Annotated in this window: 20 protein-coding genes and 1 tRNA gene; 10 read left to right on the top strand and 11 right to left on the bottom strand. The window is 59.2% G+C overall.

All coding sequences use genetic code 11. The annotated features are described in order from the left end of the window. Positions 1 to 147 precede the first annotated feature (147 nt). The 5 genes from NL2_RS06460 to NL2_RS06440 all read left to right on the top strand — a co-directional run bounded on the left by NL2_RS06460 (position 148) and on the right by NL2_RS06440 (position 5,395). On the top strand, positions 148 to 2,337 hold the full coding sequence (locus NL2_RS06460; RefSeq protein ID WP_084355943.1) for a TonB-dependent receptor: 2,190 nt from the start codon (positions 148 to 150) through the stop codon (positions 2,335 to 2,337). Positions 2,338 to 2,351: 14 nt separating this feature from the next. Next, entirely contained in the window at positions 2,352 to 3,656 is a 1,305-nt protein-coding gene (locus NL2_RS06455; protein ID WP_068073146.1) for a cytochrome c oxidase subunit 3, read from the top strand. Next, positions 3,653 to 3,910: a cytochrome C oxidase subunit IV family protein gene (locus tag NL2_RS06450; RefSeq protein ID WP_068073144.1), complete on the top strand. Its 258-nt coding sequence runs from the start codon at positions 3,653 to 3,655 to the stop codon at positions 3,908 to 3,910. Before NL2_RS06455 ends, NL2_RS06450 begins: the two co-directional genes overlap by 4 nt. After that, positions 3,907 to 4,692 (top strand): hypothetical protein, encoded by a 786-nt coding sequence (locus NL2_RS06445; protein WP_068073142.1) that lies wholly within the window; start codon positions 3,907 to 3,909, stop codon positions 4,690 to 4,692. The genes NL2_RS06450 and NL2_RS06445 overlap by 4 nt, the downstream gene beginning before the upstream one ends. Before the next feature lie 232 nt (positions 4,693 to 4,924). Then, positions 4,925 to 5,395: a restriction endonuclease gene (locus NL2_RS06440; RefSeq protein ID WP_068073140.1), complete on the top strand. Its 471-nt coding sequence runs from the start codon at positions 4,925 to 4,927 to the stop codon at positions 5,393 to 5,395. Here the strand turns inward: NL2_RS06440 and NL2_RS06435 are convergent. Next, positions 5,367 to 6,538, bottom strand: a protein-coding gene (locus NL2_RS06435; protein WP_157083087.1) for an IS3 family transposase whose coding sequence is annotated in 2 segments (ribosomal slippage) — positions 5,367 to 6,286 and positions 6,286 to 6,538 — 1,173 coding nt in all. Because the reading frame shifts where the segments join, the coding sequence is not laid out codon by codon here. The two genes, NL2_RS06440 and NL2_RS06435, sit on opposite strands and share 29 nt — an antisense overlap. Before the next feature lie 145 nt (positions 6,539 to 6,683). After that, positions 6,684 to 7,118, bottom strand: coding sequence for a very short patch repair endonuclease (locus tag NL2_RS20675; protein ID WP_084355942.1), 435 nt, complete (start codon positions 7,116 to 7,118; stop codon positions 6,684 to 6,686). A 77-nt stretch (positions 7,119 to 7,195) separates the two neighbouring features. Here NL2_RS20675 and NL2_RS06425 point away from each other — a divergent pair, with 77 nt between their 5' ends. After that, a complete protein-coding gene (locus tag NL2_RS06425; protein WP_068073136.1) occupies positions 7,196 to 8,695 on the top strand; it encodes a DNA cytosine methyltransferase in 1,500 nt (499 codons plus the stop codon). Between the two features lie 54 nt (positions 8,696 to 8,749). Here NL2_RS06425 and NL2_RS06420 read toward each other — a convergent pair whose 3' ends face one another. The 7 genes from NL2_RS06420 to NL2_RS06375 form a co-directional block, all read right to left on the bottom strand. After that, complete coding sequence (locus NL2_RS06420; RefSeq protein WP_068073134.1) at positions 8,750 to 10,549, bottom strand: AIPR family protein; 1,800 nt, start codon at positions 10,547 to 10,549, stop codon at positions 8,750 to 8,752. Next, on the bottom strand, positions 10,546 to 11,553 hold the full coding sequence (locus NL2_RS06415; protein WP_068073132.1) for a PD-(D/E)XK motif protein: 1,008 nt from the start codon (positions 11,551 to 11,553) through the stop codon (positions 10,546 to 10,548). Before NL2_RS06415 ends, NL2_RS06420 begins: the two co-directional genes overlap by 4 nt. Further along, positions 11,537 to 14,404 (bottom strand): Z1 domain-containing protein, encoded by a 2,868-nt coding sequence (locus NL2_RS06410; protein WP_068073130.1) that lies wholly within the window; start codon positions 14,402 to 14,404, stop codon positions 11,537 to 11,539. Before NL2_RS06410 ends, NL2_RS06415 begins: the two co-directional genes overlap by 17 nt. Further along, complete coding sequence (locus NL2_RS06405; RefSeq protein WP_218006096.1) at positions 14,404 to 15,852, bottom strand: ATP-binding protein; 1,449 nt, start codon at positions 15,850 to 15,852, stop codon at positions 14,404 to 14,406. Before NL2_RS06405 ends, NL2_RS06410 begins: the two co-directional genes overlap by 1 nt. A gap of 38 nt (positions 15,853 to 15,890) precedes the next feature. After that, complete coding sequence (locus tag NL2_RS20670) at positions 15,891 to 18,221, bottom strand: sigma-70 family RNA polymerase sigma factor (protein ID WP_169799479.1); 2,331 nt, start codon at positions 18,219 to 18,221, stop codon at positions 15,891 to 15,893. Positions 18,222 to 18,463: 242 nt separating this feature from the next. Continuing rightward, positions 18,464 to 19,726 carry a type II toxin-antitoxin system HipA family toxin gene (locus NL2_RS06380; protein ID WP_068073118.1) on the bottom strand — a complete coding sequence of 421 codons (1,263 nt, stop codon included), beginning with the start codon at positions 19,724 to 19,726 and terminating at the stop codon, positions 18,464 to 18,466. Continuing rightward, positions 19,723 to 20,034, bottom strand: a complete 312-nt coding sequence (locus NL2_RS06375) for a helix-turn-helix domain-containing protein (protein WP_084355939.1) — start codon at positions 20,032 to 20,034, stop codon at positions 19,723 to 19,725. Before NL2_RS06375 ends, NL2_RS06380 begins: the two co-directional genes overlap by 4 nt. A 432-nt stretch (positions 20,035 to 20,466) precedes the next feature. Between NL2_RS06375 and NL2_RS06370 the strand changes: the two genes are divergently transcribed. Next, complete coding sequence (locus NL2_RS06370; RefSeq protein ID WP_068073114.1) at positions 20,467 to 21,294, top strand: hypothetical protein; 828 nt, start codon at positions 20,467 to 20,469, stop codon at positions 21,292 to 21,294. Positions 21,295 to 21,449: 155 nt separating this feature from the next. Here NL2_RS06370 and NL2_RS06365 read toward each other — a convergent pair whose 3' ends face one another. Then, on the bottom strand, positions 21,450 to 21,860 hold the full coding sequence (locus NL2_RS06365) for a helix-turn-helix domain-containing protein (protein WP_068073113.1): 411 nt from the start codon (positions 21,858 to 21,860) through the stop codon (positions 21,450 to 21,452). Between the two features lie 98 nt (positions 21,861 to 21,958). Here NL2_RS06365 and NL2_RS06360 point away from each other — a divergent pair, with 98 nt between their 5' ends. After that, a complete protein-coding gene (locus tag NL2_RS06360; protein WP_084355938.1) occupies positions 21,959 to 22,195 on the top strand; it encodes a helix-turn-helix domain-containing protein in 237 nt (78 codons plus the stop codon). 193 nt (positions 22,196 to 22,388) lie between these two features. Further along, positions 22,389 to 23,486, top strand: coding sequence for a tyrosine-type recombinase/integrase (locus tag NL2_RS06355; protein WP_068073111.1), 1,098 nt, complete (start codon positions 22,389 to 22,391; stop codon positions 23,484 to 23,486). Positions 23,487 to 23,608: 122 nt separating this feature from the next. On the opposite strand, the gene NL2_RS06350 is transcribed toward NL2_RS06355, so the two are convergent. Then, a tRNA-Val gene (locus NL2_RS06350) sits at positions 23,609 to 23,683 on the bottom strand. 128 nt (positions 23,684 to 23,811) lie between these two features. On the opposite strand from NL2_RS06350, the gene NL2_RS06345 reads away from it, so the two are divergent. Then, the gene (locus tag NL2_RS06345) at positions 23,812 to 24,165 is read left to right on the top strand and encodes a DUF3297 family protein (protein ID WP_084355937.1); all 354 of its coding nucleotides are present in this window, start codon (positions 23,812 to 23,814) and stop codon (positions 24,163 to 24,165) included. Positions 24,166 to 24,349 lie beyond the last annotated feature (184 nt).

The raw sequence follows: 24,349 nt of genomic DNA, 5'->3' as shown, positions 1-24,349 counted from the left end.
AGCGTCGCTGCCCGATGCTGTGCGACCGTTCCGCCCGGCAAACAAGTGCACTTGTTAAAACTAAACGGTAGCGTATCATTAGCGTGATAATCGATTTGGCATGACCGGCGAGACTCAACGCCGCCGGCACCGGGACAGGAGAAGATCATGAGGCATCACGTCACCTTGATGGCATCGGCATCGCTGGCATTTGTCGGACAAGCCCACGCGCAGGAGGCCAAGCCCGATCCGGCCAGGGACGCCGACAAAGCTGGTGAGACCGGCAAGACTGGCGAGATCGTCGTAACCGCCCAGTTCCGTTCGGAACGACTTCAGGACGTGCCGATCGCGATCAGTGCGGTGACGGCCAAGACGCTGGAAAATTCGGGTATCCGTTCGACCGACGACTTCGCGGTCGCGGTCCCGGGCCTCAACATCAAGCGCCAGACCGGCGCATCGCTGGTGTTCCTGCGCGGCGTCGGCACGGCCGGCGGACAGGCGGCCCAAGAAGGCGCTGTCGCGACATTTGTCGATGGCATCTACCAGCCGTCACCATCGGCCGCGACAATGTCGCTCAACAATATCGAGCGCGTCGAGGTAGTAAAAGGCCCCCAAGGCACACTGTACGGCCGCAATGCGACCGGCGGGGCGATCAACATCATCACCCTGACCCCGTCATACGAGCCTTCGGTTCGCGGCCAGATCGGCTATGGCAACAAGAACACGCTCGAAGGCACGATCTACGGTACGGCCGGGATTGGCTCCAAGGCTGCGCTCGACATTGCCGCCTATTACCGCGACCAGCGCGACGGCTTCGGCAAGAACCTCGCCACCGGGCATGACATCATCAAGGGCAAGGATTTTACCGTCCGCAGCAAGTTGCTGCTCGAGCCCGGCGAAGGCACGCGCATCGTGCTGGCCGGCGATTACGTCTTTTACAAGGGATCGGAGGCGCTGCCGCAGCGCGCGACCGATTCCTCGGCGCTGCTCAACGGCCAGGTCGGTTATAGCGGCGGCTACTATGACGCCAATCTCGAGTTCGATCCGTCGATCGAGTTTCGCGGCGGCGGTGGCTCGATGACCATCGACCAGGACATTGGCAGCCTCAAGCTGACCAGCATCAGCGCGTACCGCACGCTGCGCATCAAGACCCACACCGATGCCGATGGCACGCAGTTCCCGATCCTCGACGTCACGCTCGACGAGAAGAACCGCCAGTTCACGCAGGAGTTGCGCCTCGCCGGCGACAGCGGCAACCTGCAGTGGATTGTCGGGGCGTTCTATCTCGACAGCCGCAGCGGCTACGATCCGTTCCAGATCGGCGGGCTCGCTGTGGCCGGGATGGGGTTGAACGCGCTGATCATCAATCGCTCCTTCCAGTCCACGCGCTCGCTTGCCGGTTTCGGGCAGGCGACGCTTCACGTTGGCGAGGCGACGCGCGTGACCGCAGGACTGCGCTATACCAGCGACCGGCGGCGCTATCATGGCGAGCTTACCGGCGATGTCATTGGAGTCGGCGTAATTCCGCTTGCACCGCCCGGCGCGTTCGACGCCGAACGCACGTTTTCCAAGCCCAGCTGGCGACTGTCGCTCGATCACGATTTCAGTCGCGATGTGATGGGCTATGTCAGCTACAATCGCGGGTTCAAGAGCGGCATCTACAACGTCACTTCGCCCGGCGACGCACCTGTGTTGCCCGAACAACTCGATGCCTACGAAGTCGGGCTCAAGACCACGCTTGCCAATGGCCGCGCGCATCTCAACGGTGCCGCATTCTACTACAACTACAAGAACATCCAGCTGATCTCCCAAGTCGGAGCCAAGCAGCTGCTGTTGAATGCCGCCGCTGCGAAAATCTACGGCGCGGAGATCGAGTTCGACGCCAAGATCGGCGATCAACTGTCGCTGCGCGGCGGACTGTCCTACACCCACGGACGTTATGGCGATTTTCCGCTGGCGCCGTTCTATACGCCCAACTTTGCGCCACCGTTCGGCAACACCGTCACGGCGGGCCAGGGCAAGGGCAACACCACCGTGTTCACGCCCGAAGTCACCGCCAGCATCTCGGCGGACTATACCGTGCCGATCGGAGCTTCGAAGGTCGTCGCCAACGTGAGCTATGCCTACAACGACGGTTTCTTCTTCACGCCCGACAACAGCGTGCGCCAGCCGTCGTACAGCCTGGTCAACACCCAGCTGACCTGGTTTGCGCCCGATGAGCGTTACAACGTGCGCGTCTGGGCACGGAACCTGTTTGCCGCCAAATATCTGTTCTCCGGGTTGCAGGGCCAGGTGGGCAACACAGTGGTGCCGGGGGTAGGTCGGACGTTCGGTGCCTCGTTCGGCTTCAAGTTCTGACCGACGACCGGACCGTGGACGCGGCGCTCGCTCCCTATCGCTATTGGCGCTTCTGCCTGTGGTCCGGGCCGATCTTCCTGGTGGCGCTGGCGTTGTTCTGGGGGGTGATCGCGCACAGCTTTCCGCCGTTCGCCCCCACCATACCGGCGACGGTTGTCGCTGCGTGGTTCGTCAGTGACGGCAACAGCATCCGCATCGGCATGCTCGGCGCGATGACCTTCGTGCCGTTCTACATCATCTGGGGCGTCGGACTGTCCAAGTTGATGGAGACGCTGGAGGGCGGCAACCGCGTGCTGTCGCAATTCCAGATGTGGGGTGCCGGGCTGACGGCGGTCGCGTTCATGATCGCGTTCATGATCATGGTATTCGGGGCCTATCGAGCAGAGGCGCTCGATCCCCTCACGTTGCAATTCATGTACGACACCGGGTGGGTGATGTTGCTGGTTCCCTATGCCGGCGTTCTGATCCAGCAAATTCCCTTCGGTGTGCTGCTCCTGTCGGACCGGCGCGCAGAGCCGCTGATGCCGCGCTGGGTGTGCTGGTATTCGATCTGGATCGGGTTCGGGTCGCTGATCGAGTTTGCGATGCCGTTCTTCCGCATTGGCGTGTTTGCGCGCGACGGCCTCGTGAACTTCTGGGTCGAGGCGAACATCTACTTCTTCTGGATCGTGCTGCTGTCGTTCTATGGCCTGAAGGCGCTGAACCGGCTCGAACGCGAAGCATTGGCGGGAACTACCGGGCCGGTGCCCGAGCGACTTGCCGCGACGACCGATCGGGACCGGGGCTTCTGGGCCTTCATCTTTGCCGACATGATCGTCTTTGCGGTACTGTTCACCGCCTTCAGCATCGACCGCTGGCGCGATCCTGTGGCGTTCCAGGCGGGCCACGCAGCGCTCGATGCGACACGCGGGCTGGCGGAGACGGTGCTGCTGCTGCTTGGTTCGGGCCTCGTCGTTGTGGCCCTGTCGGCGGCACGCAGCGGCGCGATCGTGCGCGTCGTCCCCTTGCTGGGTGGAGCGCTGGCAACCTCGCTCGCGTTCTGCGGGCTGAAGGCCTTGGAATATCGCGAACGGTTCGCGGCGGGCCAAGGGCCGGACAGCCAGCTGTTCTTTTCGCACTACTTTGCGATGACCGGGCTCCATCTCAGCCATGTGGTGCTATCGATTCTGGCGGTCGGCTGGATCGCCTGGCGCTACCGGCGGGGCGATGCATCGTCCGCGCTGCTGCGCATGTTCGGCAGCGCGGCAATTTTCTGGCACATGGTCGATCTGCTGTGGGTGATTCTGTTCGCCACCCTGTACCTCGGCAGTGCGGCATGAGCGCGCTACGCCATCCAGTCGTGCTCGTTGGCTTGCTCGTTGCGGCCAGCGTGCTGTCCTACGGCATCGGCCATGGGGGAATATCTTGGCGCTGGGGCGGTGTCGCCGTGCTGGCCATCGCGGGCATGAAGGCGGCGATCATCCTCGATCAATTCATGGAAGCCCGCGAAGAACCACGCGGTCTGCGAGTGGCGGCCTACAGCTGGCTGGTGTTCGTGCTGGCCGTCGTCGCGCTGCCGATGATCGCCCGATGACCGGGCAGCCGACCGCTTTCGATTTGGGCCAGGGCGTTCCGCAACCACCATTCGACGCAGTAATGCCCGCCGCACAGTATCCTGTGACGATCGTTTTCGGGCTCCTGGCGCTGAGCGCGGCGCTGTTCGCGATTGTTGCTGCGCGAACGACCCGTTCAGCCATTCCGCTTGCGATCTTCCTCGGCAGCGCGCTGTCGATGGTTTGCGAGCCTATCGTCACGATGCTGGGCCACTGCTTTTACCCGCCCGTTGGCCAGCTCACGCTGTTCACCGCGCAAGGTCGCACGATCCCGCTGTTCGTCGGGTTCGCCTACTGCTTCTATTTTGCGCCGGGGATCGTGTTCCTGGTCGATCGCTTCGGCAACGGCATGACCGTGCGTGGCTATCGCGTACTCGTGGGCACGCTCGGGCTGTTCGTCATTGGCTACGATTATCTCGGCATCAGCCTGGGCCTCTGGCGCTACTATGGCGATACACCGCTGACCATTGCACGTTTCCCGATATGGTGGGTGCCGGCAAATCTGCTCGTCTTCGTACCTGCCGCAACCACCATCCACCTCGCGCGCGACTGGCTGGTCGGAAGCCGACAGTGGCTGCTGGTGCCCTTCATGGCCGCACAAGTGCTGATGTTCCACGCGCTCGGATCGCTGCCGGCTTATACCGTCCTCAACATGGACGTTTCCAGCGGTTGGAAGTTGGCTGGCGTCCTCGCTTCCATGCTAATTTCTGCGACGATACTCGACATATGCGGAAGACTGGTCTGTCGAGGCGCGCCGAGCTGATCAATCTGCTCGATCGGGTTCAGGTCGGGCGAGCACGGCGGCAGGTAAGTGATGCCTGAAAGCGGACGTCTAACGACCGGGCAAAATCCGTCTTGGATCGACTTTGTGTGGGGACACTCCGGAAGGGAACTACAGGAAGCGGATGGGGCTAATCCGCCATACGATCAAGTGATGACCGAACTGATCCCCTCGCTTCGCCCTGCCAAATATCGAGGCAGTTGTCGAAAACCTGATGGAGGCGACCACGCCTCCGATGCGGATTGGGCGCAAGACCATATTGGCCATCCTGAAGAAGCTCGCTGCCCCGGAACGTGCACTTGCCAACCCGCAGGAATTTGCGGCGGCGCTGGTGACGGCGATCAAGACGCGGCTGGCCGATCAGCTTGTTGATGGCATCAAATATGAGCGCGACGGCACTTGTTATGAGCAGCGCCAGTTTGATGACCTGATCGACGCTTTCGAGGCGAACGTGGTCAAGAGCCAGTTCAACGGACTGTCTGGGGGCACTCACATTTATGAGGGTGTTGTCGTTGACTCCGAAACCATCGAGCGGTCCTTTGCCGAAGCCTTGGAAAACGATGCCCGGATCAAGCTGTATGTGAAGTTACCAGCGTGGTTTCAGGTGCCGACGCCCATCGGCACTGACGTGACCCCCTGGTTTCCACCAGCACGGATTAGAGCCCGGCAGCTTTGTTGCGCATGAGCGCGGGTTGAGCAATGGCCTGCGTAGCGGAGCCCGTAGGGCGTAGCGAAGCGGGCCATTGCTTATCCAATTCAGCGGCGAACGCCGCTGGGGTCTCGTATCCAAGGGATGAGTGCGGCCTTTCCTGGTTGTAGTCCTGGGCCCAGGCGGCGATCACGACGCGGGCATGATCAAGGCTGAGGAAGAGGGTCTCGTTGAGCAGCTCGTCGCGCATGCGGCCGTTGAAGCTCTCAACGTAGCCGTTCTGCATCGGCTTGCCCGGCGCGATGTAATGCCACTCGATGCCGATCTCTCCGCACCAGGCGAGGACCGCGTTCGAGGTCAGCTCGGTGCCGTTGTCGCTGACGATCATGCCTGGCTTGCCACGCTCGGCGATGAGGTCGGTTAGCTCGCGCACGACCCTGCGCCCCGATATCGATGTGTCCGGCACCGCACGCAGGCACTCGCGGGTCACATCGTCGACGATGTTGAGCACCCGGAACCGGCGTCCCGACGCCATCTGATCATGGACGAAGTCCAGGCTCCACCGCTGGTTGGGTAGCGCCAGAACGGGCGCCGGCGCGCGTGCACCGATGGCACGGCGCCGGTTCCGTCGGCACCGGACCGCCAGCTTCTCCTCGCGGTAAAGCCGCTGCGTCTTCTTCCGGTTGATCACCACGCCCTCCCGCCGCAGCAGGATGTGCAGCCGACGATAGCCGAACCGGCGGCGCTGCTGCGCAAGCTCGCGCAGCTTCGACCGAAGCTCGGCATCATCCTCCCGCTGCGACCGGTAGCGCATGCTCTTCCGATCGGCACCGATAACACGGCACGCCCGCCGCTCGCTCATCCCCAGGACCGCCTGGAGACGAGCGACCGCCTCTCGCTTAGCAGCGGGCGTCACCAATTTTTTGCGAGAAGATCCTTCAGGCCGGCGTTGTCCAGCATCGTCTCGGCCAGCAGGCGCTTCAGTTTGGCGTTCTCATCCTCGAGCGCTCGCAGACGCTTCGCCTCCGAGACCTCCAGGCCGCCGTACTTGGCCTTCCAGTTGTAGATCGTCGCTTCCGATACGCCGTGGCGCCGGGCCAGCTCGCCCGTCTTGGCCCCAGCCTCGGCCTCCTTCAGCACGCCAATGATCTGCTCTTCCGTGAACCTCAATCGCTTCATCGTCCGTCCTTCCATCAGGCCGGACTCTAATCATGCTTGGAGGAAAATCAGGGGGGCACGTCACAGGCGACTCAAATCAAATTGTGAATCGCCGAAACGTCAGCGTTCTGGATCCCGAAGGCGTGGGTCAAAGTGAGACCGAGATCTACCGTATGTGATCTACTGTATGATTGACTAGAAAATGACTGACTTTGTCTATCAACAGTGGATCCAGCCTCCTTCCGATTTCGCATTCCCAGACCACGCCAACGCGCCAGCCAAGTTCACGAAGCTGCAGCTCTACCTCGCGATCGCGTTCGATATTGCGCTCAAACTTCTTCTGCCAGAATTCGGAATTGCTCGACGGTATTGATGTCTTGTCGCAGCCGTGGCGATGCCAGAAGCAGCCGTGGACTTGTATGATGGCTTGATGTTTCGGGAACGCGAGGTCGGGCTTGCCTGGCAATTCTGGCGCATGAAGGCGATATCGGAAGCCGAGCGCGTGAAGGGCCTGCCGTAGCATGAGTTCAGGTCGCGTGTTCTTGCCTCGTATACCGGACATCATCCGTGAACGGACCTCAGGCGATACGACGTCGGTCAATCAATCGGTTCCTTGTCAGGTTTCGGCCTGGTCAAAATCGTCAGAGACCATATAGGAATGGTTCTGACGGAGGCCACTTGAGCAGCAAGATTGAAATTGTCGATTTGTTCGCCGGACCTGGCGGGCTGGGTGAGGGATTCTCTGCCGCTGGCGGGGAAACCACCACGCCCATGTCGATCAGGCTCTCGGTGGAGAAGGATGATTTTGCCATCCAGACACTTCGTCTTCGCGCTTTTCTCCGCAGCTTTGAGGGCGGGTTCCCCGCGGCGTATTACGAGACGTTGAATCATTCCCGCTCGCTGCCCGACTGGGCCTTGTCCTATCCAGCCAACTGGAAAGTAGCGGTTGAGGAGGCGCAGCAACTTGAGCTCGGGACTGCTGGTGTTTTCGAGCATATAGCCCCCATTCTTGATAGTGCCCGCGAACGTTGCGGCGGACGTACCGTTTTGATTGGGGGCCCTCCTTGCCAAGCATACTCGCTGGCTGGTCGGTCGCGGAACGCGGGAAAAAAGGACTACGTGGCGGAGAGCGATGGGCGTCATTTTCTGTACCGGGAATATGTCGCAATCCTTGATCGGCTGAAGCCGGCGGCCTTCGTGATGGAAAACGTGAAGGGCATGCTGTCCAGTCACGTACACGGAGGTCCTATCTTTGAACGGGTTTTCGAAGACCTCCGGTCGGCAGGCGACGGATATGTCCTCATTCCGCTTACGGCGGAGGGTGACCTGTTGGTCGACCGCAAGGCGAAGGAATTCGTGGTCCGTGCTGAGGAGCACGGGGTTCCACAGGCCCGGCACCGGGTCTTCATTGTTGGCCTCAGGTCGGATGTGGCGAAAGAAAGGAAGCTCACAGGGCCGTTACTGGTCAAATCAGAACCATCGCAATCCAACTCTGTCATCGCCGTGATCGGCGGCATGCCCAAGTTGCGCAGCGGACTCAGTAAGAATGATGCTACCACGAATTGGCAGGAAGCCGTTACGGATTGGGCTGCGAAACTAGCGGCCGATAGTACGCTGCCACGTTCGGTCATCCCTGCATTGAGGCATATTTCGAAACTCAATGTGCTGGGCAGTCGACCGCGAATCTCGGCGGACGTAGCAATGCCGATTTCATCGAAGGTGCTTGCCGACTGGCTTGAAGATCCCCGACTGAAAGTCTCTGTGCAACACGAAACGCGGGGTCACATCAAAGGAGATCTGGGACGTTACCTTTACGCAGCGGCTTTTGCTCACACGTATGGTTACTCTCCAAAATTGAACGAATTTCCGGCCATCTTACAGCCAAATCACGCGAACCGGGAGAGCGGGGCATTTGCCGATCGCTTCAGGGTGCAGCTTGCAGACTCTCCATCAACGACTGTGACCAGCCATATTTCGAAGGATGGCCACTACTTCATCCACCCCGACCCGGAGCAGTGCCGATCGCTGACCGTCCGGGAGGCCGCACGCTTGCAGACATTTCCTGATAACTACTACTTCTGCGGCCCGCGTACTGAACAGTACAAACAGGTGGGCAATGCCGTTCCCTGCTTCCTCGCCAAGCAGATTGCGCACATCGTGCACGATCTCATCACTTGAAAAGACCGAGTGGGAGCCGACGGCCGTGCCGGGCCAATATCCGGCCCAACGCCATCATGCCTTGATTTCGGGAATGCGATCCTTCGGTTCAGGGAAGTCGGCATTCTGGACAGCCTTCCAAGTATCGGAGCGCTTGGCGACTTCCGAAAACTGCCGCCCCGGGGCAATCCGGTCAAACGTGGCGTTCACAACCTTGGCCCATTCCCAGAGCAGCTTTCCGAAGCTTTCGGAGATGTCCTGCTGCTGCCAGACCAGTTCGAAATCGATCCGCCCCGGCATCTTCTGAGCCAGTGCGGCGACCGTGTAGGTTGCAATATTGACCCAGCCCTGCCGGAACGTCTCCTTCGCATCCTTCTTCTTGATCATACCTTCGATGGCCCGGAAGATAACCACTTTCGCAATCAGCGCCCGGTACCACTCCGGTGTAAGCGGATTGGGCACCAGTTCGGGGTTTTCATCCAGTGCTGCCATGAAGGCGGCGAAATTCTTTTCACCCGCCAAGGCAACCTGGGCAGGCTTTCCGCGCCATGCTTCGTGAAACTTCGCAACGTCGTTCTTCGAAAGCTTGTGCTTTGTGGGAGCGATTTTCTGGAATTCACGCCGCTTGGCGTCGGTACGCTCGCGGAGCAGCCTCACCTGGTAGGCGCCGGCCGCGCGCTCGTAAAACCATCTGCTTGCCCCGTCAGCGCACCAGACTTCCTCTGACAGTTTCTCAAACTGAACGTGGAAGGGGCGGTTTGCCGAAAGATCGGAGGTCTTCACGACATTCTGGCTGTTTGCGAACTTTGAAATGTTGGAAATCAACCGCTCGCGGGCATCGTCGTCGTCACCTTTCAAGATGATGACCTTTGCCGGTACCATCACATGACTGAGGTCGATTTCCTTCCGGTCGCGCGACGCAAAGAAGATGGATGACGTGGTCTGGCCGCCGTTGACGATCTGCAGCCCCTTGATCAACGAGAATCCCAAGCCGCCATCCTCGCACCGGCTGAGTTCGGCACTGTCGCAGACGATGACCAACCCGTTGTTGAAGGCCATGAAATGCTCGGGCTCCTTCAACAAGGTTTCTGCGATGCCGGAGTTCACTCTGCTCCGGTAGCCAAGGAAGGTCCGCACGTTGGCTTCGAGCAATCTGGAATTGTATCGCAGGTAAAGCTCCCGGATTACCTCGCCAGGAATTGCTGTAAGTGCGTATTCATAGTCCGCATCCGGGTCGGGCACGTGAATGCACGGGAGTGGGCGCCCCAGTGTCTGTTCGAAGCTGATCGATACTTCGTCACGAGGCTTGCCCGTCGTGTGACGATAGAGCCTCTCGATATCCATAGCCTCGATTGCGACGATCTTGCCTTGAACTTCCTTAGGGGCGAACCGCTTTGATTTCGTCTGACCATCGGTGACGACGAAAACACGCAATTGCTCCAAGCTGGACCAGTGTTCTTTGATGAACAGGACCAGCTCATAGATATCGCCGCTGGCCTCCATCCGGGATGCGAGGCGGCCACCGGCGGCTTCGAACAGAAACTTTATGCCTTCCTTCGCAGTCGAGGTCGCCTCGGAGTCGCGGAGGTTCTCGATCTCATCCGTCCCGAAATAGCGGGTCACAAACAGATCGAGGCAGGTTTCATCGTTCGATAGCGCGTAACCAGTGATCCGGAGGCGAGCGTTTCCAATGGTGCCTGTCCAGTGACAAATGGTCGGCGAATCGCAAATGTTCGCATTTGCGACCTGCTCCATGGCGAGTTCGGCGTAAATGAGTTCTTCCGACGGAAACGTGCCGTCATCGCTCAATATTCGTTCGGCTACGATTGCCTGAATTTCCGAACGGATACCCCGGTGAAATTCTTCGATACTCATTCAGAAATCCCCAGTGCCGACAATGCCCCGTCGATGCCCAAGTCAGGCTGCGGGATCGAGCTCAGATCAAGTGTATAGGTTGCTGCTGTCACCTGAGCCGGCAACTGCGCCCGACGAAGGACCGGAAACTCATCATCCACTTTGAAACATCTGAACTCGTCGAGAGACAGAGGACGTTCATAATGGGCCGCGTGCTCGTCGTAATAACCGGCCATGATCAGGAGTGCGTCGAATCCTCGCCTGCGGCCGCGATCATCTGCAAGGTCACGCAGCATCCTGATCAAGTTATTGAGGCTGGAGCCGCCAGTATCCTCCTTGAGACGGATTGCACCCAAGAACATCGGCTGCCGCTCTGAATCCAGTTGCTCGATACTGTTTATGCGAGCCTTGAAAACGTCGGTCGTGGTGGTGCTCTTAACTTCCAAGGCGCCCGATCCGAGATGGAAATCCTGTGCGGCATGCATCGGCCCCTTCCACGCATCGAACGCCGACCCCCCGGGCATCACGTCGAGGAGTACCTGGAGTGCGGCAAGCTCGCCATAGAGTCCCGCTTGCGCCTCCTGAGAGAGCGGCCTGATCCCACGGGACATGAAGCTCTGCCATTCCCTGACGCGCTCGAGAAAACCAGCAACAAGCGCTCTTGCGTCCTTGGATCGGCTATCTTCAAGAAAGCGAAGCAGATCGACGACCATGATGGCGAAGATGTCGAATGCGCCTTCAAGCCGCCTGATCAAGGCGATGACATCCTTTCCCGGAAAGGCTGGATTTCCCTCAATCAGAGTTGCTTCAAACCCTTTGCCATCTGGAAGGCCCGAGACTTTGCCCAACCATCCGGCCGGAAACGCCACAACGAGCGCCTCACGGCTGTCAGGAAAATGCCGCCCGGCCTGAACTGTCACTAGATCGATCGCGGCCAAATTGACAAGGCGCCATTCTTCGTCGCCTTGCCGCGCAGCAAGAGCGCGCCAAGAGCTGATCAGCCCTTCCTCAGTCCACCCAGTCATTCAACGCCCCCCACATTACGCTGTTGGCCATATAGGCTGCGTTGCTTACACGTCGCTCGGAGCTGCTCCCCGGAAAACTGATGGCGAATGCGACTATCGGATCGGCACCTTTCAGTGCCGGGATTTCGCTGGCTGCGGGATCAAGCAGGTAGAGCATCAGCAGGCCTCGCTTGGGCACAGCGGGCACTCCTGATTTGGACCATCCTTCGCCAAGCACCTTGCGGGTGGCAGGGCCGCGAGGTTCCGTCGGAGGTTCCTTGCCCTCGTTTCGTTCGGTATCCCGTCGCCAAGTCTCCCTGCTAAGTTCGAGAGCCGCCTTCCATTGTCCTTCGGTGAGGTCAATGGCCTGATCGCGAGGCGAAATCAGGGTCTTGATCGAATACCGGTCATCATGATCGACGGTCTTGCGGCGGGTCAGCATCGCCAGCTTGAGACCTGCAATAACGGCCTCATCCTCAGCAGAGGCAGAGTCCTTGCCAATCAGGGCCACTGTCCAGCTGGTCAGCTCCCCGTCCTTGTTCATTTCGTCGATGAAATCGGCGATCAACGGGCTCATGATCCGGAAGCTCGCAGGGTGGGTCCTGTAGGCTCTCAAGAAGGTCGTTACCTGCTGTGCCGGAATGTTGCGCCACAGGTGGCCTGACCATTTCTGACCTTCGACAAGGTGCTGCTGCTCGTTCAGGTCATGCGCTGTCCCCAGCCCTGAAATGAAGCGGTCGGCGGCCTTGAAGTTGAGTCCGATCTCGTCGGCTCGATTTGGGAAGACGATCGTCTGCAGCAGATCCCCGGAATAGGTGAACGACATGGGACGCGCATTGCGCATCTTTGCGCGCGAGGTGACGGTCAACACCGAATGTGACTTGACCCGCAACCCGAAATCCTTCGGAGTTGCGCCCGCAGCGACCATGTTGTCGAACTCCTGCCTCAGCTCTTCGGCAGCGTCGGCGATATGGCCGAACCACTCTATCAACTCATGCGTGGTGTAGAGTCTGCAGACATCGAGATAGCCGTCCCTATACCCGAACCACCGGCCCATCTGCATGAGAGTGTCGTACATTCGGGCTGTGCGCAGAAAATAGCTGGTGCAAAGGCCCTCGAGCGTCAGTCCGCGAGCAAGTTTGTCTCCGCCGACAGCAATGACTTTGAGGCCGGTCCCCTCGTTGTCTACATAATCCAGTGCGTCTTTTGCCGATCCGTTGATTTCCCGGACCTTGATGTCGGCGATGACGTCAGGAAGCACCTCGCGGATTTGAGCCCAGGCGAAATCGGCCAGCTTTTCGTCCTCGACCAGCTCAGTGCGGATTCGGGCCATTCCTGGCCTGAACTTTTCTTCGTACTCCGAATGCATCAGGCTTTCGGTCTCGGCCAAATCTATCCCGCGCTGGTAGCGGCCCCTGAGTTCGCGGACATACTCGGCGATTTGGCCCACCACTTCGTTTTGCACCGACGTAAATCGGGTCACATGCACAAGCATCGACGAATGACGATTGCCTTGGCCACGCAGCTTCCGAACGGCGCAGGCGTAGATGAAGGACCTGATGGCTTCCTCGAGCGAAACAGGAATCTTTGCGCTGCCATTCCACTTTGGCCGAAAGCCATTGCGGTGCTTCGGAGGAACCCAGGGTGCGTATTCTGCCTCGGCCAGGGGGCGGGTCAGTGGCAGGTCTGCGGCAGTCGATGATGCTGAACCAAACACCCGGCCAGGGCCGATGTAGTTTGATGGCGCTGCCAGGTTCGTGATGAACGCGGCCGGGAAGAGATCCGGTCCGTGTTCCTCTGTCGTCCCCTTGTCGTGGATGAAGATGTTGGCGAAGGGCGTGGCGGTATAGCCAACGTAGGCTGAACGGGCGAAGTGGTTCAGGATGGACCTGATGAGCCGATTGATCGTGGTCGGCTGATGTTCGAGATCAGGCTTGCCGTTTTCATCGACGACATCTTCCCCAGTATCGACAGATCCGTGATCGGACTCGTCGTCGATGACCAGAATCGGCAGATTGGTAACAATCTTCCGCCCGGTCACAGGATCCGTGTAATCGGCCACACGGTTGCGGATCCAGCCTAGCAGCCGCTCCAGTACAGTCTTGTTCTTCTTGACCACGAACAGCCAAGGGCGCTGTTCGGGGGTCACCCCAAGCTTGGCCGCCGCCGCTTTGGTGAAGTCGCCATTTTCCGTGCGGTTTGTGGCGTAATTTGGCCGGATCGAATGATCCGCGTCGATCAATCCAACCCCAACCGCTGGCAGGTCTTCCACATTCGCCAGCGTTGCAAATCCAAGGAATCCTTCGTCTAGGCGGATCTGGGTCTGGGCTCTGAGGTTGTTGTGCAACCCCGCAAGAACAATGACGATCTTGTAGCCGGCGTCTGCCGCTTTGCAGATCAGCCCGGTGTAGTTCCCGGTCTTGCCTGACTGGACGTGACCGACGACGAGGCCGCGCCTATCCCAGTCGCCTTCACGGTTCGGGTCTTCCAAGTGTCCCAGTACCTCATCCGTCGCCTCGTCGAGAGCGTCGAGGGCTACGAGAGGTATCTTGGCTTCCATGTATTCCGAGTAGCGGCGCCAATATAACCAATCCCTCTTCCGTTCGGCTGTAAGCCAAGGGACGTGATCGGAGTCGTCCGACAGGGTGGCGTTCCGGCCAACCGTATGGCTGTAGCGCCGGATCAACTCGTCGACGAGCTGCTCGCGGTCAACGACCGCAAAGTCGTCCTCCATCAGCATCTCGAGCTTGTTCAGCTCCGCATCGATCATTTCTGGAGTGATCGCCAAGCCAGTCTTGGTCGATGTGCGGCGCAGGAGATTTTGCGCCATGCTGAGGATCGCATCAAACGCGCGCTGGTCATTTGTCGACATCAATTCTTCCTGCCAATTTCGGCGACGATTTCCGGGTACTGATCGAACGGCGGTGTTCTTGCCAACCGTTGTCGCGCCTCGTCCGGATCCATGCCTCTGAATTCGACCAGCGCCTCGAACATGCTGGTCAGTGTGTCCACGATTTCTGCTGTCGGAGCTGCAACGAAACCGCCCTTCGGGGTGTCATTCTGCTCGGCTGTATCCAACCAGATGCGTTGTACGGGCACGGTTTCTTCAATCAGGCGCAGCAGCGATAGCAGGTCAGCTTTCATCGGGCCTGCTCGTTCAAGAAGTGCGGCTACAAGATCATGGTCCCTTGAGATGCGGTATGAGATACCTTTGGTCGAATGCCGGGCTGCCCATACATCGGGCAAGCTTCCGCCGGGTTGGCCGCCTGTTGTGATGAGCCGGCCGCGATGCGCAAAAACACGTCTTGCAACGTCGCGGGTCTCGGAACCCAGCTTCACGAACTGGCTTCGTAGCCGGACAGGAACGCTCGCCGTCGACTTCAGGATATTGATCTTCCAATCCGAATCCGCGCTGTTCGGAATGTCCAAGCGAATTCTGGCAAGTCGATGAGGCTCATCGCGAGTCCAGCGCCGACCACGCTCCCCCAATCCAAGCCAGCCACCAGCGAGTAGCAGCCGCTTGTTCCGATAGATGTAGAACCCCTGCTGTGCAGCCCAACCGCCTGGACCGGCGGCTGCCTCGTGTTCGCCCGGCTTGAGCAGATCCTTGTGCGGGAGAACATGACACTGCGCGACGACGCCCGAGGCATGGAGGAACTTGTACTCCACACTTTCCAAGGCCTTTCCTGGGTGTCCGGTAAGGAAAGGGTCCCACCCTCGAATTCGTCGCGCGTTGAGCTGGAGTGTCAATCCGCTATCGAGCAGCCGATGGAATGTCATGGCCAGGTGAGCTTCGACCTCATCAGCGAGATCGATCATGTCCTGAGCCGAAAATCCATCTGTCACAATGCGGTCGAGATTTTCCCAAAGCACGACTGTACCGTTGCCAGAGGCGCATTCGATTGCGAGACGCTCCTCCGAGCCAGGCCTGCATCCTTCGTGCAGCAACCAATGGCCCGCTTCGCCCCCAAGGTTGTCCAAGTCCCATCTAAGGCAGACCTTGTCCTGGCCTTGTGCGCGGCTTGCAACAGTCAGAATTCTTGCCTGCGAAAACGAGGCGGTTTTCAGCCCCATTCCGAACCTGCCAAGATCACCCGGGGTTCGAGCTTCTCTCGGGTCACGAGCGCCGAGCCGCATGGCGGACTCCAGATCGGCGTCGGCCATGCCCTTGCCGTTGTCAGCTATTCTGATCCAGCTGTCGGCACCGGCCCATGCAAAATGGATATCGACCAGCGTTGCTTCCGCACTGATCGAGTTGTCAATCAAGTCTGCGATGGCTGTCGCTGTCGTATATCCAAGACCGCGCAGAGACTCGAGCATCGCCCCGGCGGCGGGAGGCACATTTCTTGGATGACCCATCACAGCAACTCTCGGAGGAAACGCACACGTCCGGGGTGGCCGAGCCTTTTCAAAGCTTTTGCTTCAATTTGGCGAATTCGCTCCCGGGTGACTCCGTAAATTTGTCCGATTTCTTCCAGGGTCATGTCATCATCACGCCCGATACCAAACCTCATTCGGAGAATTTTATTCTGACGTTCATCGAGTTCCTCCAGCTCATGCCTGATCAATCTTTCCGATTGGTGTTGTCTCGCCAGTTCTTCAGGTGAATCTGCAGTGTCCGCGCGGACCGACATGACTTGATGGAAGTCCAAAGGCTTTGACAGCGCTAGTGCCAGCGACTTGATAGCTTTCACTTCGCATTCAAGATGTTCCGATATTTCAAGATCGGTAGGGTCGCGATAGTATTGGCCTGAAAATTCCTCCCTGAAGGCGCTGATCTTTGAGTTAAGTTCGTAACGGTGAACGGGCACCCGAATCAATGACATATTATTCATACGCCATCGGCTGATCTGCTGCCGGATCCAGAAGAGAGCATAGAGATAGAAGCGTACGCCGCGATCAGGATCGAACCGCTCAACTGCACGTCTGAGTGCGAAGTAAGCTTCTTGAAACAGCTCTTCCGGATCTTCGTCTGGCAATGCCATCTTGGCTGTTTCGCGTCTCGCGAATGGAAGATGGGCCAGCAGAAACGTCTCGGTTGAACGATCGCAGGCAACGAGAAGGTGGCCAATCGCGTTTCCGGTTTTCTCTCCGGCTCCCTGTGCCAGATCGTTCAGGCAGGATCTGGCCAGCTCCAGCCCGTCGAGCGCCTCCATGGCCTTTCTACGTGCGCGCCCGCCGATGGCTATCCCCGTTTTTCCCGCTTCCCGCAATGTTTCCAGGTTGGCGAAGAATCTCTCGTCAACGTCTTCGTCGTCGGCAACCTCGATCTCAAGATCGGTAAACGCATCTACTACGACTTCACCCTCGAGTACTTGTTCGCCGCGCAGGACGATCGCGGCAAGTAATGCTGGATCGTCGAGGATCGCGTTCAGCAATTCGTGCCGGGCGTTCGAAATTTCCCGAACGAGGCGTTCTTCGGTCGCTCGATCAACGCTGAAGACCTGGCGCCCTGGAACTACCGTATTTCTCGTGCAAGCAGCTACGATTGCTTCAACGAGATCATCCTCGTCTACGAAGATCGTCGAAGGCGAAGGAAGCTGCAGGAAAGGCTCGGCCGATTCCTCAGTACGGATACCGGCAGCCGCAAGAGCCTTGTGGACATTCACAGTAAGCTCATCGGGAGATTGGTTCCCGCGACACTCGCCAACCAAGTCTCGTATGGCTTGGTCATCAGCTTCGCCGGTGGCAAGCGTATCGCGAACCCAACGGCGGCATGCAGATTCGTCGATCGCAAAGCGCGTGCTTTTGAGTTTGCGCGGCCGCCGGCTGGAGCGGCCATTGGGGGACGAGAAATCTGGTAGCCCTGCGGTCGCACCGGCAAGCTTTTCCGTCGCACTATCGGCCACATGATCAGTCGCCCGGACCTTCACAAGGCTGCTCGGAAGTTCCCAATCTTCGCTGTCCGCAGAATCTCCTGCCCGCAACCCCGAACCTGAGGGAATGGCGACGAAGGTAGCGGACACAGCATCGATGCCCTGCCGAGCATGAAATGCGACTGGCTCCTCTTCCGTGTCGAAATCAAGCTCGCCAAGCGCATCGATTTCCGGATTGGGGGCATCGGTATATTCGCCCTCTGCTCCGGCAACAGGTGGTTCGGCCTGAGCTCCCGGTTCAAGCCTTTCGTGGTTCAGACCACGAAGCATCTCCGCCAATTGCCGATGACCTGCTTCGGAGGCCATGTCTGCCGCAGTCTGCCCATTGTTGTTTCGGCTCGAAGTGTCGGCACCAGCCTCGAATAGCTGGCTGCATAGAAGCAAATGACCTCCGGCTGCCGCGAGGTGCAGCGGCGCATCTCCCTTTGCGTTCCGGGAGTCCAGCCGCTTGGCAGTGATCAATCCGACCAGGACTTCAGCATCTCCAGCAATCAGCGCTCTTTGCTCACGGACGTCGAGTGGGTGATCGTATCCCGTGTTAGGCGCTGGATCTGCCGCCGCAGTTTGGTCGGCAATGGCATTTTCCAGCGAACGGGACAGGGATGCATATCCAGCAAGCTTGGCCGCGTCGGCTGCGGTGCGCCCGGCATTGTCGACTTTTGATGGGTCTATCCCGGCATTAAGATACAGTCGGCAAATTGCGGCCTTTCCACCTTGCGCTGCAATATGAAGCAAGGTGCGCCCCGCCTCATCCGTCGCCGACAGCATCTCGCGATCGCGACAAGTGTGGAAAGCTCTCTCTTCTTCGGTCATCAATTCGAGTGATCGGGTTCTGGCTGGCGTCATGAAGCGCGCACGCCGACGGCTTTTTGTGCCAGATGTTGAAGAAACGATGACTGATTGAGTTCCATGAGGAATTTCCGACTATCCCAGCCAACGTATGGTTATTTTCAATAGGGCATAATGGGCAATTCATCAGTTAATGCAGCAAATTTTTCTCGGCCAAGACGAGGTTGCCACATTGCGCAACGAATATGATGTTCTGGACAGCTAACTCAGCCGAATTGGCGCGCGACTTCGTCCAGACCTTCGCTCACTAAAGGCAGCGACTGCCTAACCCCGGTTTCCCGCGCATGTAGCGGCCAATCGGCCAAGGAGGACCGAACTTCTTCGATGATTGCGGCCATGCTTTTGGCCGGAATACCGTGGTTCTTTCCAAGACTTTCGACGTGCGCACGCGTGATGGTACGGCCTTCGCCTTGAACTGCCATGTAGTGTTCGCCACCGGGACCACTGGAATAGGTAAGGTCGAAGGCTGGTGCGAGACGCCAGTTCCCGCGATCGTCCATCAGGTAGGCATGCTGCCGGACATGATCGTCGCGATTTCGCGACAGTACGTTGAAGACCATGCGGCGGAAGGCCTGCTCAACGTCTGCCAGGCTGCGTGTTATCGCCAGCGTCGCTTTCAGGAAGCCGTTGTAGTCGACGCTCGGAGTATGCGGTGACGCCTCGAGTGCGCCGCCCAAGCTGACCATGTGAAGCCGTTTGCCCGGAGCAGGTCGGTCGAACCGTCTGGTAGCGAAATGGCCTGAGCCGGTTGCCGATGGGATCAGCCTCGTCTCCGCCATTTCGACATATGCGGCGCGGGCCATTCTGGCGTAAGCTTCTTCCAGCGGCCCGATATCAACCGGGTCATTGTTCGCCGCAAACTTGACGATCCATTCCTCGGAGGTGAGCGCCTCACCGTCTATAGCCAGTTCATCTCCGGCGCGCAGTCGACCGTCCGCTGTGATCGCGACATGGACTTTCGGCCGCGCGCCTCCTGAACCTCCCCCCAAGCGAACCAAAAGTGCGTCTAATTCGGTTTCCTCTCCCAGCAACACATGGCGGGCCTCATCGGCAAGAAGATCGAGATCGATACTGCCCGATGCTTCGCCTGCGAGTGTTTCCGGTTGGAAGACGAGGGCACCACGGCCTTTCGTGCCAACCAGGGCGAGCCGGTCAACTGCATCCAGATCTTCGAACCGGTACCCCAAACGCTGGAGCCTTCGCTTCAACAACAGCATGCCCCAAGCATCAGGCAGGCAGTCCGAGAGGAAGCCATGAAGGCCGTCGAACGTCCGGCTGCGAGCAGGATGCAGGCCGGGCTCTACTGGGTAGCTCAGAGGGGAAATCGTCAGGCCCTCGGCGATAACTTCTGCCGACCATTCGAGCTGTGCTAATCCGCTGGCCATTGCGAGCCTGCCAACCGAGCGCGGTTTGGACTTCTCATCGCTCAGAAGTCCGACAGCCAGTGGAGTGCCCGGAACAAGCTTCATGGCCTCGCCCCCCCAGCGCGCTGCCGTTGCGTTTTGGTTGCCTTGCGTTGCTGCGCAAGCAGCTGGTCCATGCTGTTTGCAGCCATCTCCGGGAACAGCCCGACAATGCCATCATCACATCGGAGGGCAATGGCAGCGCGGATCAAATCCTCGATGGAGGCCTTTCCTTCGGCCTCCATCCGTCGCCAGGTTCGATGGGCTACGCCAGCTTTGGCAGAAGCAGCTTCCTGACTAAGATCGAAGGCCAAGCGTCGCGCTTTGATCCTTTTTCCCAAGCCTGTCATCTGATCATGGAGGGTGAAAATCATAGGCCATATATGGCCCATAGTCCATAAAATGTCAAGATAAGGGGCCGTATATGGCCACTTATGGTTGGAATCAGCCTGTGGTCGGACTCCCGAAGTTGGAAAGTCGGGACTTCTCTCCTTTTTTGCGCGTCGTTGACAGATTCGTGTGCAGAGCCTTGGGCGACGAAATGTGATGCACCCCTAAACTTCGCTGTGAAAAATGGCGGAAGGAGCGGGGCCGCGCGACGTCGCACCCGAATGCAGGCATTGCCTTTATGTTGATTTATAAGCAGAACCTTCTTTCTGCAAACATGAAAATTTCACACTCCTAAGTAAAGACTGCAGAATAACCGGGGCAATCCTGCCCTCCAATTTGCGCGGACCATCTGGACCGTGAGAGAGTGGAGGGGGCGATGATGAGGTCGAGTTCAGCAACTCGAATAGGATCATCGCATGCGCAGAAAACCACCGTTCATCTCCGAAAGCCTCAGGGCGCAGTTCAAGGCTATTGTCGTCGATGTCATGGCGCTCGTGCCGAAGGGATCTCACGCTAATTACGTCATCATCGATCCGACCGTGCCCGATCCGGAAGGCGTGTTCCCTGGCGTGCCGATCTACACCGGGCAGTCGGCCGATATCGCACAGCGCATCCTGGCGCATCTGCGGCATGCGGCGGTCGTCCCGCCTGATCGCGGTCAGCTCTATGCCAGGATGGCGGCGCTCATCCATGCCGGGTCCATGCCGATCTTCCGGATATTGCAGGTCCATCGGACGCGCGCGCAGTGCCTCGTCGCCGAAACGACATGGGCGCAGCGTCTGTTGAGGTCGAAGGCGCAGCTGCTCAACACCTCTCCCGACCAGTCTCGCATCCTGACCCGATCGAGCGTTCGGCGCATGCAGCGCGTGGGGCTGTTCGCGCTGACTTTAGACGAGGCCGACCGGGTTGGGCTTGGCCTTCAGGTCAGGTGTCGCGGTGGCTGCCAATCGATCACGGTTCAGCCCAGTTCATTGGCGCGGCGCTTTGGCGAGCGAATGACGTTTCGTGGGGTGCGGCAACGCCTGAAGCGCTGCCATGCGTGCGGCGATGCGAATGGTTTCAGGCTGCAGCCGGCCGCAGTGAGCAAAACGGGTTGGAAAGCGCCCGAAGGTTCAACCCTTGGTCTGCGGTATCGTGACGGGGGGTGGTTCTATCGAGCCGAACCCGACGACCTTGCGCACCACGAGCTGGCCGCAAACAAGCAGTGTGCATCCCACAGCGAAGATCACGGCGAATATGTCTGAAAGGGGATCGAAGGGCCAGTCAGCCCCTTGGGGGCTGAACAGAAACGCGATTGCACCCAGAGCCATGAGGCAGATGCCGACGAAGCGAAACCTGTTGGCCAGTTCCGCAAGTTTGGCTTCGAGTGTCGGTCGCTGGCCCATGTCAAATCATCCCCTCAGTCGTCGAGAAATATGTCGAAGATCGGCCCTGCCTCGGTTTTGGGGCTCGTTCCCTTCTGGGTGCAATTGCGGAAGATAAAGCTGCCAATCCTGGCGGCTCGATTGGGGGTCAGGACCAGTTTGCGAGCCTGAGCCTCTGAGACAAGCGCCTCGATGGTTTCTGAGACGACCGCAATCGTCTTCTCCCCCGCATTGGCCTGTGTCCCGTAGACTAGCCATTCGAGTTCGACATCAAATGCCTCGCAAAAGCCGACAGCGACCGCGAGGGGGAGTTCCCGCTTTTCGGCTTCGTAGTTCTTGTACGACTTGTCGGAAATTTCGAGCATCGCCGCGGCCTTAACCTGCGATGCCTGCTTTTTCGCTCGTGCAGCCGCCATGCGCGCGCCGATGCCGACTACATCTGTCATGTTGACAATCGTTCCCCAAAAGTGTTCAAACGTTCCCTATATGGCGAGTCGGTTACCACTTCTTACCCCATTGGACTCGTTCGCGGGAGTTTTCTGCAATGAGAAGTACGTCCGTTAACCTGCTGACGCCCCGCCAGATGGCTCATCAGTCAGGCTGGTCGGTCAAGTCGATCCGCAAATTGCTGGCCGAACGCCGTATCAGGCACCTGAAGCGCGGCAATCGCTACCTGATCCCCCAAAATGCGATCGACGAATTTCTCGACGCAAACATGGTGGAGCCGGAGTCTGGCGGTGAAGTTCGATGTGCCGTTGAAGCGGAAGGATTCCTGCTGTGACCAACCTGACACCAATCCTCGACCGCGCGAAAACGCCGGAAGCCTGGATCGAGTTGCTTGCTGAGAAAGGCATCATCCTCTCACCGCGCACACTCCGCGACTTGGCACACCGCTGGGGCGCTTGCCACAAAATGGGCCGGGTCATGCTGATCACCCCCGAGCAGCTTGATCACATCATCGAAAGCCAGAAGAAATGCCCCTCGAACCTTATCCCCGCGGCGCGGTCTGGTGGGCGCGCGGCCGTGTCGAATACAATGGCGCGCCGATCACCGAATACTACCGATGCAGCACTGGCGCATCTGAGGAACCGGGCGCTTGGGACTGGTGCCGGAAGGAAGAGCAAAGGGTCATCCGCATCCACCTGCTAGGCGAGGATCCGGAAGAAAAGACCATCACCTTCGCCGATGCTGTCCTCCAATATGATGCCAAGCCCAAAGAGGCTGCTTACCTCGTCCCGATAACGGAAGAGATCGGCTCCACGGCGATCCAGGACATCAGCCCAAGACTTGTCCGCGAGCTTGGACCAAAGATTTATCCGGATTGCTCGACAGACACCTGGACCCGTCAGGTCGTGACGCCGGTTCGGGCTGTTCTAAACAACATCAACGACAGCGAGAGCGGGATCGCATTCCGTGTCCGGGGCTACACTCAAAAAGAGAAAGTCGCGCAGGACATCAAGCGCAAGAGCACGGGCCGGAAGAAGTACCCTCCGGGCAGCTGGGAATGGCTGCTGAAGTTTCGGCAGAAGGCCTCGCCCCGCCTCGGAGCCTTGGCTTTGCTGATGTTCGTTACCGGCGCGCGGATCAGCCAAGCCGTCTCCATGCATCCCCGCAAGCACATCAACAAAGGCAAGGGCATGGTCTGCATTCCCGGAGCCAAGGGCCACGGAGACCGCTGGCTGCGGGTGCCCGACGAAGTGATGGCAGAGCTCACGGCGCTTCCCGAGATCTGCCCACGCGATTGGCCGCGGAAGCCCGAGAACCTTCGACTATTTGGCTATGCTGACCGTGGCGGCCCACGGAAACTCTGGGCCAAGGCATGCAAGGCTGCAGGCATCGAGCAGATTCCGTTCCATCCGGCGGGCCGACATGGCTTTGGTCAGGAGATGAATGTCCGCGAGAAGGTCGATGAAAAAGCCGCCGGCGCGTTTGGTGGTTGGTCCGACCTGAACCTGATGCGCAACACTTACACCCACGCCGAGGACACCGAGACCAAGATCAACGAGGCCCTCAGGCGAGGTCTGGTGAAGGCTGAGATCAAGACAAAGCTCAAGCTCAGAAAGGAGCCCTGACGTTGTACGGATTTTGTACGAGAGAGGGTCGCATCGACCCATTTTTTGCCGTCAAACGGCGTAAGCGCCCGAGGAATGGAAGTGGGTCCATCCATAAATTCCCTATATTTCAAAGGGATTTATGGTGGGCGCGGCAGGGATTGAACCTGCGACCCCACCCGTGTGAAGGGTGTGCTCTACCACTGAGCTACGCGCCCGTCGGTGTTCGGTCGTAGTCCGAACCTGACAGGGGCGCGCCTTTGCCATGCTGCCGGGGCGTTGACAAGTGTTCAGCGGGGGTCGCGGCGAATTGACAAGTGGTGGCAGCGATCTAAGGGCGGCAGGCATGACCGACCAGAACGACGCTCCCCCGCCCGAAGGCGAGACCCCGGCCGCCCCAGCCGCAATCACTACCAGCGCCGCAATCACCACCGGCGCTGACGTTCCGCCCGACCGGCTGGCGATCCAGCCGCGCAGCCCGTTCTTCGATGGCGACAAGCTGCAGCGCGGCATCGGCATCCGCTTCAAGGGCACCGTGCGCACCAATGTCGAGGAATACTCGATCTCCGAAGGCTGGATCCGCGTGCAGGCGGGCAAAAGCCTCGACCGGCGCGGGCAGCCGCTGACGATCAAGCTCAGCGGTCCGGTCGAAGCATGGTTCGAGGATCTGGGCGAAGGCGCGCCGGTCGCGAAAGCCTGAACGCCGCATTGTTCGTGCATCCCCGCGCAAGCGGGGACTCGTGCCAAGTGACGCTTACCCGCGTATTGGCGCTTACCCGCCTGAGGTCCCCGCCTGCGCGGGGACTCAGGTTGTTGCGTGGCGCGATCGCTTAGGGATGCGTTGCCGGTCGAACTGGCGTTCGACTTGGCACGGCACCGGCCCG

It is taken from the genome of Novosphingobium lentum NBRC 107847 (assembly GCF_001590965.1).
Lineage (GTDB): Bacteria > Pseudomonadota > Alphaproteobacteria > Sphingomonadales > Sphingomonadaceae > Novosphingobium > Novosphingobium lentum.
Note: the sequence above shows the minus strand (reverse complement) of the source record. Positions and strands in the feature narration are given on the sequence as shown.

Coding starts and splice junctions, on each gene's coding strand:
- NL2_RS06375 (WP_084355939.1), bottom strand. CDS start 20,034: ATGATTTTCACCCTCCATGATCAGATGACAGGCTTGGGAAAAAGGATC.
- NL2_RS06450 (WP_068073144.1), top strand. CDS start 3,653: ATGAGCGCGCTACGCCATCCAGTCGTGCTCGTTGGCTTGCTCGTTGCG.
- NL2_RS06355 (WP_068073111.1), top strand. CDS start 22,389: ATGCCCCTCGAACCTTATCCCCGCGGCGCGGTCTGGTGGGCGCGCGGC.
- NL2_RS06410 (WP_068073130.1), bottom strand. CDS start 14,404: ATGTCGACAAATGACCAGCGCGCGTTTGATGCGATCCTCAGCATGGCG.
- NL2_RS06405 (WP_218006096.1), bottom strand. CDS start 15,852: ATGCTCGAGTCTCTGCGCGGTCTTGGATATACGACAGCGACAGCCATC.
- NL2_RS06360 (WP_084355938.1), top strand. CDS start 21,959: ATGAGAAGTACGTCCGTTAACCTGCTGACGCCCCGCCAGATGGCTCAT.
- NL2_RS06415 (WP_068073132.1), bottom strand. CDS start 11,553: ATGACTGGGTGGACTGAGGAAGGGCTGATCAGCTCTTGGCGCGCTCTT.
- NL2_RS06420 (WP_068073134.1), bottom strand. CDS start 10,549: ATGAGTATCGAAGAATTTCACCGGGGTATCCGTTCGGAAATTCAGGCA.
- NL2_RS06460 (WP_084355943.1), top strand. CDS start 148: ATGAGGCATCACGTCACCTTGATGGCATCGGCATCGCTGGCATTTGTC.
- NL2_RS06440 (WP_068073140.1), top strand. CDS start 4,925: ATGGAGGCGACCACGCCTCCGATGCGGATTGGGCGCAAGACCATATTG.
- NL2_RS06370 (WP_068073114.1), top strand. CDS start 20,467: ATGCGCAGAAAACCACCGTTCATCTCCGAAAGCCTCAGGGCGCAGTTC.
- NL2_RS20670 (WP_169799479.1), bottom strand. CDS start 18,221: ATGACCGAAGAAGAGAGAGCTTTCCACACTTGTCGCGATCGCGAGATG.
- NL2_RS06380 (WP_068073118.1), bottom strand. CDS start 19,726: ATGAAGCTTGTTCCGGGCACTCCACTGGCTGTCGGACTTCTGAGCGAT.
- NL2_RS06365 (WP_068073113.1), bottom strand. CDS start 21,860: ATGACAGATGTAGTCGGCATCGGCGCGCGCATGGCGGCTGCACGAGCG.
- NL2_RS06445 (WP_068073142.1), top strand. CDS start 3,907: ATGACCGGGCAGCCGACCGCTTTCGATTTGGGCCAGGGCGTTCCGCAA.
- NL2_RS06345 (WP_084355937.1), top strand. CDS start 23,812: ATGACCGACCAGAACGACGCTCCCCCGCCCGAAGGCGAGACCCCGGCC.